Origin of the sequence: Micromonospora sonchi (genome assembly GCF_014646235.1) — a bacterium.
GTDB classification, from domain to species: domain Bacteria; phylum Actinomycetota; class Actinomycetes; order Mycobacteriales; family Micromonosporaceae; genus Micromonospora; species Micromonospora sonchi.
Genome location: NZ_BMNB01000040.1, coordinates 1 through 12,418 on the forward strand (window position 1 = coordinate 1; position 12,418 = coordinate 12,418).

General features: G+C 68.7%; 14 protein-coding genes. 8 read left to right on the forward strand and 6 right to left on the reverse strand.

The window, feature by feature from the left end:
• The 4 genes from IEY61_RS27805 to IEY61_RS27820 form a co-directional block, all read left to right on the forward strand.
• Positions 1 to 161: carboxyl transferase domain-containing protein (locus IEY61_RS27805; protein WP_189049433.1), on the forward strand; the 161-nt coding region annotated here is incomplete at its 5' end.
• Positions 158 to 400 carry an acyl-CoA carboxylase subunit epsilon gene (locus tag IEY61_RS27810; protein ID WP_229706499.1) on the forward strand — a complete coding sequence of 81 codons (243 nt, stop codon included), beginning with the start codon at positions 158 to 160 and terminating at the stop codon, positions 398 to 400. The genes IEY61_RS27805 and IEY61_RS27810, both read left to right, overlap by 4 nt.
• A 157-nt stretch (positions 401 to 557) precedes the next feature.
• Positions 558 to 2,321 (forward strand): acetyl/propionyl/methylcrotonyl-CoA carboxylase subunit alpha, encoded by a 1,764-nt coding sequence (locus IEY61_RS27815; RefSeq protein WP_229706510.1) that lies wholly within the window; start codon positions 558 to 560, stop codon positions 2,319 to 2,321.
• A gap of 139 nt (positions 2,322 to 2,460) precedes the next feature.
• Positions 2,461 to 2,976 carry an aminoglycoside phosphotransferase/kinase family protein gene (locus tag IEY61_RS27820; protein WP_189049625.1) on the forward strand — a complete coding sequence of 172 codons (516 nt, stop codon included), beginning with the start codon at positions 2,461 to 2,463 and terminating at the stop codon, positions 2,974 to 2,976.
• 47 nt (positions 2,977 to 3,023) lie between these two features.
• On the opposite strand, the gene IEY61_RS27825 is transcribed toward IEY61_RS27820, so the two are convergent.
• Positions 3,024 to 3,503, reverse strand: a complete 480-nt coding sequence (locus IEY61_RS27825; RefSeq protein WP_189049627.1) for a CGNR zinc finger domain-containing protein — start codon at positions 3,501 to 3,503, stop codon at positions 3,024 to 3,026.
• A gap of 106 nt (positions 3,504 to 3,609) precedes the next feature.
• Between IEY61_RS27825 and IEY61_RS27830 the strand changes: the two genes are divergently transcribed.
• Together IEY61_RS27830 and IEY61_RS31600 are read left to right on the forward strand one after the other, a co-directional pair.
• The gene (locus IEY61_RS27830; RefSeq protein ID WP_189049629.1) at positions 3,610 to 4,476 is read left to right on the forward strand and encodes an alpha/beta fold hydrolase; all 867 of its coding nucleotides are present in this window, start codon (positions 3,610 to 3,612) and stop codon (positions 4,474 to 4,476) included.
• Positions 4,477 to 4,502: 26 nt separating this feature from the next.
• Complete coding sequence (locus IEY61_RS31600) at positions 4,503 to 4,904, forward strand: Tn3 family transposase (protein ID WP_229706500.1); 402 nt, start codon at positions 4,503 to 4,505, stop codon at positions 4,902 to 4,904.
• Positions 4,905 to 4,942: 38 nt separating this feature from the next.
• Here IEY61_RS31600 and IEY61_RS27840 read toward each other — a convergent pair whose 3' ends face one another.
• The 3 genes from IEY61_RS27840 to IEY61_RS27850 all read right to left on the reverse strand — a co-directional run bounded on the left by IEY61_RS27840 (position 4,943) and on the right by IEY61_RS27850 (position 7,744).
• Positions 4,943 to 5,866 (reverse strand): NADP-dependent oxidoreductase, encoded by a 924-nt coding sequence (locus tag IEY61_RS27840; protein WP_189049631.1) that lies wholly within the window; start codon positions 5,864 to 5,866, stop codon positions 4,943 to 4,945.
• Positions 5,867 to 5,973: 107 nt separating this feature from the next.
• Complete coding sequence (locus IEY61_RS27845) at positions 5,974 to 6,369, reverse strand: MerR family transcriptional regulator (protein WP_189049632.1); 396 nt, start codon at positions 6,367 to 6,369, stop codon at positions 5,974 to 5,976.
• Positions 6,370 to 6,811: 442 nt separating this feature from the next.
• Entirely contained in the window at positions 6,812 to 7,744 is a 933-nt protein-coding gene (locus tag IEY61_RS27850) for an NmrA family NAD(P)-binding protein (protein WP_189049634.1), read from the reverse strand.
• A 98-nt stretch (positions 7,745 to 7,842) separates the two neighbouring features.
• Between IEY61_RS27850 and IEY61_RS27855 the strand changes: the two genes are divergently transcribed.
• Positions 7,843 to 8,400: a TetR/AcrR family transcriptional regulator gene (locus tag IEY61_RS27855; RefSeq protein WP_189049636.1), complete on the forward strand. Its 558-nt coding sequence runs from the start codon at positions 7,843 to 7,845 to the stop codon at positions 8,398 to 8,400.
• Between the two features lie 186 nt (positions 8,401 to 8,586).
• On the opposite strand, the gene IEY61_RS31605 is transcribed toward IEY61_RS27855, so the two are convergent.
• Positions 8,587 to 8,856 (reverse strand): helix-turn-helix domain-containing protein, encoded by a 270-nt coding sequence (locus IEY61_RS31605; RefSeq protein WP_229706501.1) that lies wholly within the window; start codon positions 8,854 to 8,856, stop codon positions 8,587 to 8,589.
• Positions 8,801 to 9,520 (reverse strand): hypothetical protein, encoded by a 720-nt coding sequence (locus IEY61_RS27860; protein WP_229706502.1) that lies wholly within the window; start codon positions 9,518 to 9,520, stop codon positions 8,801 to 8,803. The genes IEY61_RS31605 and IEY61_RS27860 overlap by 56 nt, the downstream gene beginning before the upstream one ends.
• Positions 9,521 to 9,555: 35 nt before the next feature.
• Here IEY61_RS27860 and IEY61_RS27865 point away from each other — a divergent pair, with 35 nt between their 5' ends.
• Positions 9,556 to 12,324, forward strand: a complete 2,769-nt coding sequence (locus tag IEY61_RS27865; RefSeq protein WP_229706503.1) for an AAA family ATPase — start codon at positions 9,556 to 9,558, stop codon at positions 12,322 to 12,324.
• Positions 12,325 to 12,418: the final 94 nt, after the last annotated feature.

The following is a 12,418-nucleotide window of genomic DNA, read 5'->3' on the forward strand; positions in this document are numbered from 1 at the left end:
AAGACACCCTCGCCAACCCCTACATCGCCGCCGAACGCGGCTACATCGACGCCGTCATCCCCCCACACCAAACCCGCACCCAAATCACCCGAGCACTACGCATACTCCGCACCAAACGCGAAACCCTACCCCCCAAGAAGCACGGAAACATCCCGCTGTGACCGGCACCGATGCGCAACGGGATGCCGCGGCGGCGCGGCCGATCGCCTTGGTGCGCGGCGGCGCCACCCCCGAAGAACTCGCCATTGTGATGGTCGTGCTCGCGCGTGCCGCACGCTCCGCGCAGGCGAACGACCCACCCCGGCGCCGTACCTCCGTCTGGGTCGAACGCGCGCGCCTGGCCCGCCGACCGTTGGTGCACGGGCCCGGCGCCTGGCGCAGCTCGGCCCTGCCCCACTGACCCGAGAACGGAGACAGACGGTGCCGAGTCCTTTGTGCAGCCAGGGCATCGTCGGGTCACCCGCCTCACCCGCCTCACCCGGCACCAGCGTCGCCGCAATCGCTGAAACCGTCGGGCGATTCAGCCTCGACCCTGACTACCCCATGGAGCCACCATGCTGAAAAAGGTGCTGATTGCAAACCGGGGCGAGATCGCCGTTCGCATCGCCCGTGCGTGCAAGGACAGCGGTATCGGGTCAGTCGCCGTCTACGCAGACCCTGACCGTGACGCAGTGCACGTCAAAGTCGCCGACGAGGCCTACGCAATCGGCGGAGCGACTCCCGCAGAGTCCTATCTCGTGCAGGACAAGCTGCTCGACGTCGCCCGGAAGTCGGGCGCGGACGCGGTCCACCCGGGCTACGGGTTCCTCGCGGAGAACGCCTCGTTCGCCCGGGCTGTCATCGACGCTGGGCTCACCTGGATCGGTCCCTCCCCGGAGGCCATTGACGCACTGGGCGACAAGGTCAAGGCGCGACACATCGCGGCCCGCGCCAACGCTCCCCTCGTGCCCGGCACGCCCGACCCGGTCGCCGACGCCGAGGAGGTCGTAGCCTTCGCCAAGGAGCACGGCCTGCCCGTCGCCATCAAGGCCGCCTATGGCGGGGGTGGACGCGGCCTGAAAGTCGCACGCACCCTCGAAGAGATCCCTGATCTGTTCGAGTCGGCCACCCGTGAGGCGGTCGCGGCGTTCGGACGTGGTGAGTGTTTCGTCGAGCGGTACCTGGACAAGCCCCGCCACGTCGAGACTCAGTGCCTTGCCGACACTTACGGCAACGTCGTGGTCGTCTCCACCCGGGACTGCTCGCTGCAGCGCCGCCACCAGAAACTCGTTGAGGAAGCCCCTGCCCCGTTCCTGACCGACGAGCAGAACGCCGAGTTGGTCCGCGCGTCCAAGGCCATCCTGAAGGAGGCGGGCTACCAGGGGGCCGGGACGTGTGAGTTCCTCATCGGGCAGGACGGCACGATCTCCTTCCTTGAGGTCAACACCCGCCTTCAGGTCGAGCACCCGGTCACCGAGGAGGTCACCGGCATCGACCTCGTACGTGAGCAGTTCCGCATCGCCAACGGTGAGCCACTTGGCTACGACGACCCCACCCCGATGCGGCACTCCATCGAATTCCGGATCAACGGCGAGGACACCGGTCGAGGCTTCCTGCCCGCACCAGGCGTCATCACGCAGTTTCGTCCTCCGAGCGGCCCCGGGGTGCGGATCGACTCCGGTATCGAGGCCGGTAACGTCATCGGTGGCGCCTTCGACTCGATGTTGGCCAAGCTGGTCGTCACCGGCCGGAACCGCAACGAGGCCCTGGAGCGCTCGCGTCGCGCGCTGGCCGAGTTCGTCGTCGACGGCATACCCACCGTGATCCCGTTCCACCGCGCGGTGGTCGCCGACGAGGCGTTCGCCCCGGCCGATCCAGCCCAGCCGTTTTCCGTCCACACCCGGTGGATCGAGACCGAGTGGCGCAACACCGTCGAGCCGTACTCCGGCTCGGTCGCCGAGGCGCCGGAGAACGACGGCGAGCGGCAGACCATCGTCGTCGAGGTCGACGGCAAACGGATCGAGGTCGCACTGCCAGGTGAACTCTCCCTCGGCGGCGGCACCGCGAAGAAGGCACCCAAGCGCTCCAGCGGCAGCAAGCGGAGCGCCGCCGTATCCGGCGACGCACTCACCGCGCCCATGCAGGGCACCATCGTCAAGATCGCAGTGGAGAAAGGTCAGACAGTTGAAGCCGGCGAGCTGGTCGCCATCCTGGAGGCCATGAAGATGGAGCAGCCCATCAACGCCCACAAATCGGGCATCATCACAGGTATCGCCGCCGCCCTCGGCGACACCGTCCCCCACGGCACCGTCATCGCCGAGATCGGGGATCTGGCGATGTGACGCGCGAGCACGTCACGCCGGCAGGAACAGGACCTCATCGTGTCGCCCGACGTTCTGCCACAGCGGGATCGCCTGTAGCGGCCGGCCCGTCCTGGGGTCGCCCGATGACTCGCAGTGCCGGAGTATCCAACCCATTGGCTTGGCCCCCGACGAGGCCCCGCCCACCTGGCAAGTCGTCATGCTTGCCGGCCCCGGCTTCGGCGCCTGGCGGGAAATCGCCGCCAACACCATGACGACGAACTGGGTGCTCACCGGGCAGAGCAAGGCGTTTCCGCTGATGCATCACTGGCGCGTGCTGCCCGGAGCGACGCCGCCAGCCGACGAGCACGCGGACGTCGAACGTGTCGTCGCGTACTGGGGCGGATCGGCAGCGGTGCGGCGGCGGCTGCACGCACTCGCCCCGGCGTCGGCGAGCGTGGTGCTGTTCCTGGAATACATCCCGCAGACCCTGCACGACTGGCTGGCCACGCAGCTCCCCGCCGGCCAGGAAGCCGTCACCGCCGCGTGCGCCATGGTCGAGCGATGCCTACGCGCCGACATCGCCTTCATGAACACCAACGGGCTACTGCACTTCGACGCCCACTTCCGCAACATCCTGACGGACGGCCACTCAGACACCCACGCACTTACCAACGTGACAACGCCCTGCTCATGAATGGAACGGTTCATACCGCTTCGCGCAGATCATTTCACAGAGAAACGTCATTGGGTGCGCTTGTAGTGACGGCGAGCTTTCTCGCGGTTTCCGCAGGCGGCCATCGAGCACCAGCGGGCGCGGTTGGCTCGGCTGCGGTCGAGCAGGAAGAGACGGCACTCGCCGTTGGCGCAGGGACGTAGCCGACCGGGCAGTTTCTCCTCGGTGCGGGCCCAGGCCAGGATCATCTCGACGGGCAGTCGGGCATGTGGGGGCGTTTTGAGTGCCCACCGGAGACCATCGGGGGTCACCTCCGGCACCTGGTGCACTCCCTCAAGCAGTGGCGCCAGTGCGGCGGGGGAACTTCGCCCGCTCACCACGTCTCGCAGGACATCCCGCACCTCGCGCAACAGTGCCAGTTCGGCGAGGCTGCCGTCACCGCCGCGCTCCCGGGCCCAGCACCCACCCTCGGCGGCGCCGCCCAGCGCGTCCTGCTCCTCGCCGTTCACTAGCGGCCTGCTGTTCAGCAGGTCCAACAGGGACTCCACCACCCCCACCTCCAGATCTAACCAGATAAGGCCGCTTGACAGGTTAGCTCACGCCATGCTCCCATGATGAGGAACTAACCAGACCGGAGCCTCTAAGGGGTTAGACATGAGCTCAGTGCATCACCGAACGGCCACCGTCAACGGGCATGAAATCTTCTACCGCGAAGCCGGCCCCGCCGACGCCCCCGCAATCGTCTTGCTGCACGGCTACCCGACCAGTTCGTTCATGTTCCGCAACCTCATCCCGCTGCTGGCCACCGAGTACCACGTCATCGCGCCGGACCACCTTGGTTTCGGCCTCTCCGCCGCCCCCGACGTGAAGGAGTTCACCTACACCTTCGACGCCCTTGCCGAGCTCACCTCGGGGCTGCTCGACCAACTGGGCCTGAAGCGCTACGCCCTCTATGTCCAGGACTACGGCGCCCCCATCGGCTGGCGTCTTGCCCTCGAGCACCCCGAACGGATCTCCGCCTTCGTCACCCAGAACGGCAATGGCTACGAGGACGGATTCGTCGAGTCCTTCTGGACCGACGTCTGGGCATACGGCGCGAACCCTGGCCCCGAAACCGAACCCGCTGTCCGCGCCGCACTCACCCTCGACGCCATCCGCTGGCAGTACCTCCACGGCGTACCCGACCCGAGCCTGGTCAGCCCGGACACCTGGGAGCATGACATTGCCCTCTTCTCCCGCGAGGGCAACGACGAGGTCCAACTGGCGCTGTTCCGCGACTACCAGAACAACCGCCCGCTCTACCCACTGCTGCATGAGTTCCTGCGCACCAGCCAGACCCCAGTACTCGCCGTATGGGGCCGCAACGACGAAATCTTCGGCCCGGCGGGCGCGCGGGCCTTCGCCCGCGACGCCAAGGACGCGGAGGTGCACCTAATCGACGGCGGCCACTTTCTACTGGAGAGCCACCTGGACGTCGTCGCGGGTTACCTGCGCGGCTTCCTCGGGCGGGTGCTGGGCTAAGTGAGCGTCTGATTCACGCATTTTGCGTGAATCAGACGTCCTCTCAGGGCCATGCCGAGGCGATCGACATGACCCTGAGTACCCATCCGAGGGTCCTCTGCATTTGGGCGCCCGCGCGCTCCCGACCGGGAGCACTGCCGCACGAAGGAGCGGTCCGTGCCAGGCATCTTGAGCAGCAAACCGAGCAAGCCTGGTGCCTGACCGTGGTCACCAACCCGGTGATCACCTGGACCACCGAGTACTACGGCCTGGACATCGATTCCATGCGTGCCGCTGGCCGCCGCATCGACGATGAGGTCCTGGCCCACATCTCCCCGGCCCACAGCGAGAACATCAACTTCTTCGGCCATCGACGTCGACATCGAAGGCGAACTCGCCCAGCTCGGCCCCACCGGGCGGCATGGCTGTTACCCGATCCGCGGTCCTAGGTGCGGCCCGCTCTTGGCGTCGGTCGGCCGGGCACTTCTCATGCCACCTTGATGACAACCTTGCCCGAAGCGTGACCGTTCTCGACGGTGGCGAGGGCAGCCGGGGCGTCGGAGAGCGGATGGACCGCGGTGATCACAGGTGCAAGGACTCCGTCGAGGGCCAGCCGGGCGGACCGCTCCAGGTTCTCGCGGTCGAGGCGACGCTCGACGAAACGCCCACCGAGATCGGGCACAGACGAATCACCCACGGCGATGACGTTGCGGGGATCCCGGGCCAGCGGAGCGACCGTCCGCAGCGAAGCGCCTCCGACCAGGTCGACGATCCCGTCGCAGCCGTCCGGAACCAGCTCGCGTGCCGCGGCGACGACGTCCCCGGCGGCGTAGTCGATGAACCGCACCCCGATGGTCTCGGCGTGCTCGCGCTTGGCGGTACTCCCGGTGCCGATCACACGCAGCTCGCGCCCGACGGCCAGCCGGGCGACGGCGAGGCCGACCCCGCCCCCGACCCCGTTGACCAGGACCGTGGCACCGGCCGGGAGGCCGAGCTGGTCGAGCACATCAACCGCGGTCGTCCCGGCCACTGGCAGCGTTGCCGCCACGGTCGCGGACAGACCCGCCGGGATGCGCGCGGTGTTCGGCGCGGACAGCACCGTCGTCTCGGCATAGGTGCCGCCACCGGTGAGTGCGAAGCCGAAGACCGCGTCACCCACCTCGAGCCCGTCGACGTCCTCGCCCCAGGCGAGAACGGTTCCCGCTGCCTCCATGCCCAGCACGCGGGGAAACGGACGCCCGCCGTCGAGCCCGGAGACCAGACCCGAGCGCAGAAGGTAATCGAGGGGATTCACGCCGGCGACGTCGACCCGGATCAGCACCTCGCCGCGACCGGGGACGGGATCGGGACGATCGAAGAACTCCTGCACCTCGGGCCCGCCATACCTGCCGAAACCCCACGCCTGCCCCATCTTCTGCCGCCTCCCGTGTGACCGATCCCGGTGGTTCCGGGCTCCGTAGCCATCCTCACCTCTCACACCGATGTAAGGGGCAACCGGCTAAGGTGCAGGTCACAGCATCAGGCCGACCGTGTCACCGGTCCCGGGATCGTGGACAACTCCGCCCGGTGCCGGCCGTTGGCCCTGATCAGCACGTCGAGCGCATCTCGGGTCTCGACCAGGTGCGCGATGTCGGCGTCGATCCGGTCGCGCTCGCGCGTCATCGTCGTGAACGCCAGCTCGACGACGCCCGGGTCACTCGGGGTCTCCACGCACGGCAGCACAGTCGCGATCACCCGGCTGGACATACCCGCGTCGAACAGCTGCCGGATGAGTGACACGCGCTGAACCTCGGCGTCGGAATAGTGACGCTGCCCGGCGTCGGAGCGTGAGCTGGTCAGCAGGCCCTGCTCTTCGTAGTACCGCAGTGAGCGCGGACTCACGCCCGTGCGCTTGGACAGCTCGCCGATCCGCATCCCTGAGAATCTACGCCCGCCTGCTCCAGGTTCAGACCGCCGGCGTCATGGACGCTCGCGGGCACCGCCACGGGCGGCATCGCCGCGCCTGCCAGGACGAGCAGGCGCCCGACCTGCAGGCCGAACCAGCCGAGGCACCACGACACTTATGGAGGCGGGTAACAGGATCACGGTCAAGATCGCCGGAGTTGACCTTCATCACCGAGTCGGGCTCGTCACGTGTCTGCGGCATCGACGCACCTTCGCCCGGATCGGCGTCATCCGGCCCTGGGCGGCTCGGGAAAGACGCGATCAGGGGGATTCGTTCGGCTGCTAGTGGCAGGATGCAGTCCCGATTCCCTCGGTGACGCCTACACGGACAGTAATCGGCCGATGCGTGACCAGGGCAGATCCAGGGGCACGGATGAACTCGGCGCCCCTGGGTCCGGTTCAATTGTCGCGTTTACCCGCCGATCGGTCCGCGATGGCGGCCGGGCAGAGTGCTTCGTGTCCACTCCTGAAAGGTGGTCGTCGGCACGCCCAGGTTGGCGGCCAGGTCGGGACGGGCCGGTGCGGGATGCGCACTCATGTATCGCTGCCCCTGGAAGAACGCCGCCATGGCGCCCTCGTCGTGAATGTCCTCACGGCTGCTGGGAAGTTCGATGGTTGCTGCGAGAGCATGGGACAGGCCTTCGGCGATCTCGCGGAAGCTGCGTACATCACCGGCCAGTTCGAGTTCAACCCCGTGGAAACGGGCAGGCTGCGCAAACGCTGCTGCGGCGGCTGTTCCGATGTCGTTTACCGCAACGAACGGAAGCTGGACGTCGGGGTCAACGGCGACGAGGAGGCGATCCGAGGTCATGTCGGCGAAGTAGACCGAGGGCCGGACGAAGTTTTCCATGAAGGTGGCCGGCCTTAGGATCGCCCATTGGGGGAAGCCGGCGGCGCGCACGAGTTCCTCGACCGCAGCCTTGCTGTGATAGTACTGCCGCGTGATCGCGCCGTAGCGTGCCTCGTCGAAGTACTCGACATCGACGGCAGCTGTGCCCGCGACCGAGGTGTGGACGAAGTGTTCGACGCCCGCCGAGCGCGCGGCCTTGACGAGGTTGTCTCCGCGCTGGACCTCGGAGTCGCCCGTGGGATCGGTGACGTCGGACGTCTGCACGGAGAACACCGCACTGGCGCCGACGAGGGCCGCCGCCAGCGACGTGATGTCGTCGAGGTCGCCGTGCACCAGGACGGCACCGAGATCAGCTAGGGCGGCGGCGCTCTCGGTGTTGGGGTTTCGCACCAGGGCGTGCACCGGGACGCCGGTGGCGAGTAGGGCTCGTGCCACGGCGCCGCCCTGGTTGCCGGTCGCTCCCGTGACCAGTACGGGCGTTGGCGATGCAGGCATAGGAGTCTCCTCAACGAGCGATGTGGGGTACTACCCCATTTGACTCGAGCTACGATATGGGGCGTCCCTCCACTTTGCCTAGGTAAGCGGTCCCGCTGATGACAGAACCCAAAGTCCGGCCGCAGCGCTCGGACTGGCAGCGCAACCACAAGCGACTCGTCACGGTGGCCGCTGCCCTCGTCGCCCGTGACGGGGCCCAGGTCTCCCTTGAGGAGATCGCCCGCGAGGCCGGCGTGGGCTCTGCCACGTTGCACCGGCACTTTCCCTCCCGGCATGCGCTGCTCGAGGAGGTCTTCCAAGACAGCGTCGCGCACCTTCGCTGGCGAGCCGGTGAACTGGCTGACAAAGACCCCCGCACGGCACTGCTCACCTGGCTGGAAGAGCTGACAGTCGCCGCAGCGAGCACCCGTGGCTTGGCGGCTGCACTCGACGCAGCGGACAACACAGCACCGTACAGCCACACCTGCCATGGCATAGTGCGTGAGGCGACGGAGGACCTGATGAGCCGAGCGCTCCGAGTTGCCGCAATCCGGCCTGGTGTCCCGCCGGACGACCTGATCACGCTTGTCCAGGCCATCTCCCAGGCCACCGAAGGCGACCCGCCTGCAGCTGGCCGACTGCTCCGGCTCGCCCTCGAAGGCATACGGCACCGGTAACGCGCGACAGCGGAAGTCCCGCCGGGTGACAGGAGGACGGGCAGGGCCGACTCGCACGGGGGCGCTGGCGTCGCAGTACAGCCGGATCAGTGCCTCGTCGCGGAGGTTGCGAAGCCTTCGCCCGGTGTCCGGCCGCCACACAGCTTCCGCGTACCGGAGATCACCACGATAGCCGTGCGTTCCTGTCTAATCAGGAAGTGAGAGTTCTTTGAGCTGCCTGCGGGAGGTGATGCCCAGCTTGCGGAAAATGTTGCGCAGGTGGGCTTCGATCGTGCGCGGGCTCAGGAACAGCTGCGCGCCGACCTCCCGGGAGGCCGCTCCGGTGGCGACCAATCGGGCGATGTACAGCTCGTGGGCGGTAAGCGCGTCGGTCGGCTGGGCGGTGCGTTTTCGTGGGTGTTCACCGGTGGCGCGTAATTCGCGGGCGGCGCGCGCGGCGAACGCCTCCGCGCCCATGTCCGACAGCAGCTCGTGGGCGGTGCGGAGCTGTTCGCGGGCGTCCTGGCGTCGGCGTTCGCGGCGTAGCCACTCGCCGTAGACCGGCGCGGGCAGCTGACTCGATGAGCTCGAAGTGGACGAGGTTGCTGAGCGACAGCTCTTGGGACTGCCACGCCCGTGCCGCAGCGTCCTGCGCGGCCGGATAGTTGCCCCGCCCGTTGTGGGGCACCGCCATCGCGTACTGAGCCAAGGCGGCCTCCGTACCCTCGTCGGAGAAGGCGACGTCTTGGGCGGTGATGGCGTTGAGCGCCGTGGTCTCCGCCTGGTCGCCACGCCAGGCACTCAGGATGACGTGCGCGTGCCACAGCTGTACGCCGCCGGTGGCCTGCGTGATGGCCGGCGCCTCGCCGGCTCGGGCGAGTTCGCCCATCAGGCCCGACGTGATGGACAGGAAGCGCAGCGAGTCCGGGAGCGTCGTCAGCGCACCGGCCTCACGAGCCAGCTGGACGTTACGGCTGGCCAGTAAGTAGAGCAGCTCGTCGTCGAGGATCGCCACCGCGTTGCGGTCGGCCAGCCGCAGCCAGCGGTCGCTCTGGCGGTCTTGCTCGGAGCAACGGCATCGGCGGCGCGCCGGCAACCCGACGGCGGTGGAGACCCCCGGTCTGGCGACCGCGGTTCGCATCGGTGACACTTACCTAAGTTCTACATTCCTTTACGGTGCCGACGGACTCGGGTGAGAGCGAACTGGCGAACCTTCTGGGCCGGCGTGCAGAGCGCGACACGGTCAAGCAACTGCTGATCCAGGCACATGCCGGACACAGCGCGACACTCGTGGTGCGCGGGGAAGCGGGCATCGGGAAGACCGCGATCCTGGAGCACGCCCGCGACACCGCGGCTCGATCTGGGTACCGGGTCGAGTCCGCGGTCGGAGCAGAGTCCGAGACCCAGTTCGCGTTCGCCGGTCTGCACCAGCTGTGCGCGCCGCTGCTGGACCGGGTCGGTGTGCTGCCCGAGCCGCAGCAGGCCGCCCTCGGCGTGGCGTTCGGCTTGCGCGGCGGGGCGGCACCGGACCGGTTCCTGGTCGGGCTGGCCACCCTCAACCTGCTCGCCGAGATCGCCGAGGAACAGCCGCTGCTGTGCCTCGTCGACGACGCGCAGTGGCTGGACGAGGCCTCCGCACAGGTCCTGGCGTTCGTGGCACGCCGGGTCGCGGCCGAGCGGATGGCGCTGGTCTTCGCACAACGCGACGCCAGCACGAACGAGGTTCACCCGCTCTCCGGACTGCCAGAGCTGCGCCTGGACGGCCTCGGCGACAAAGAGGCCGAAGCGCTGCTGGCGGCCGCGGTCCGCACCCCGCTGGACGACGAGGTCCGTGAGCGGATCATCGCCGAAGCGCGCGGCAACCCGCTGGCGCTGCTGGAACTCCCCCGCAGCACGCCGCCGACACAGCTGGCCGGCGGGTTCGAGCTGCCCGACACCCTCACCGTCCCGCATCGCGTCGAGGACGAGTTCCGGCGCCGCACCGGCAGCCTGCCACCCGACACCCAGCTGCTGCTGCTGGTCGCCGCCGCCGACCCGACCGGCAACGTGGCGCTGCTGTCGCGCGCGGCCGCACAGCTGGGGATCGCCCGCAGGGGGGCCGCACCCGCAGAAACCGCCGGACTGATCAAGATCGACACCCGGGTGCGGTTCCGCCACCCGCTGGCGCGCTCGGCCGTCTACCGGGCCGCCAGCCCGCCGGACCAACGCCGCGCCCACGGCGCGCTGGCCGCCGCCACCGACCCTCAGCTCGATCCGGACCGGCGTGCCTGGCACCGCGCACAGTCAGTCCTGGGCACCGACGAGGAAGCCGCCGCGGAGCTGGAACGCTCGGCCGACCGGGCGCGGGCCCGTGGCGGGCTGGCCGCCGCGGCCGCGTTCCTGCAGCGCGCGGCAACCCTCACCCCCGATCACGCCGCCCGTGCCCGGCGGGCGCTGGAAGCCGCCCGCGCCAAGCACGAAGCCGGCGCCTCCGAAAACGCGCTGGAACTGCTCACGGCGGCGCCGCTCGGGCCGCTGGATCCCCTGCAACGTGCGCATCTCGACCTGCTGCGAGCCCAGATCGTGTTCCACCTGACCCGAGGCACCGAGGTGTCGGGCATGCTGATGGATGCCGCCAAGGCGTTCGCCCCGTTGGACGCCGCGCTGTCCCGCGAGACCTACCTACATGCGCTGGACGCGGCGATCATCAACGGCGGGGGCGACGCGGTGCGCATCGCCGAAGCGGCCCTGGCCGCCCCCGCACCCGGGGTGCCGACGCGACCGGTGGACCTGCTCCTCGACGGGCTCGCGACGACCTTGACGAAGGGCTATGCGGCGGGAGCGCCCGGGCTACGGCACGCCCTTGAGGCGTTTCGCAACAGCCCGCTCACGGATCCCGAGCAAGACTGCCAGAGCGACCGTTGGCTGTGGCTGGCCGGCCGCAACGCCGTGGCGATCCTCGACGACGAGCTGCTCTACGTGCTGGCCGCCCGCAACGTCCAGCTCGCTCGTGAGGCCGGCGCGCTGGCGGCACTCCCCGCCGCACTGAACTTCCTGTCCATCACGTCGGTCCTGATGGGCGATCTCGCCTACGCCGACGAACTGGCCACCGAGGCCACGGTGATCACACAGGCGACCGGAGGCGTGCCGTTGCGCCATGCTCGCGTCATTCTCAACGCCTGGCGTGGCGACCAGGCCGAGACCACCGCGCTCAACGCCGTCATAGCCAGCGATGGCACCTACCCCGACGAGGGCGCGGAGGTCTCCCTGGCCCAGTACGCGATGGCAGTGCTCCACAACGGGTTGGGTAACTATTCGGTCGCGCAGGAAGCCGCGGCGAGGGCGTGCAGGTCCGACGAACAGTCGGTCAGCAGCGCGGGCCTACCCGAGCTCATCGAGGCTTCTGTCCGTGCCGGCGAGCCGGAACGAGCGGCGCTCGCACTGGAGCAGTTCAGCTCACGCGCGTATGCGTGCGGCACCTCGTGGGCGCTGGGCCTGGCCGCGCGCTCACGAGCGCTGACGAGCACAGGGCCGGGTACCGAGGAGCAGTACCGCGAAGCGATCGAACGGCTCGGAGAGTCCCGGATGGCCAGCGACGCGGCTCGTGCTCACCTCGTCTACGGTGAGTGGCTGCGCCGCGAAGGCCGCCGCCAGGACGCGCGCAAGAGACTCCGCACCGCCCACCAACTACTGTCGGAGCTGGGCCTGGCAGCGTTCGCCGAGCGCGCCGCCCGCGAGCTGCGCGCCACCGGTGAACACCCACGCAAACGCAGCACCCAGCCGGCCCACGCCCTCACCACCCACGAGTTGCACATCGCCCGATTGGTCGCCACCGGGGCGACCTCCCGGGAGATCGCCGCACAGCTGTTCCTGAGCCCACGCACCATCGAAGCGCACCTGCGCAACATCTTCCGCAAACTCGGCATCACTTCCCGCCGACAGCTCAAGGATCTGCCGCTTCCCTGACCAGACATGCACACACACGGCCAGAAGCCCCTGGGGAGGCCAGGGCTTCCGCAAGGTAGGGATATGACCGGATGGCCGGTCATCGGGTAGCCAC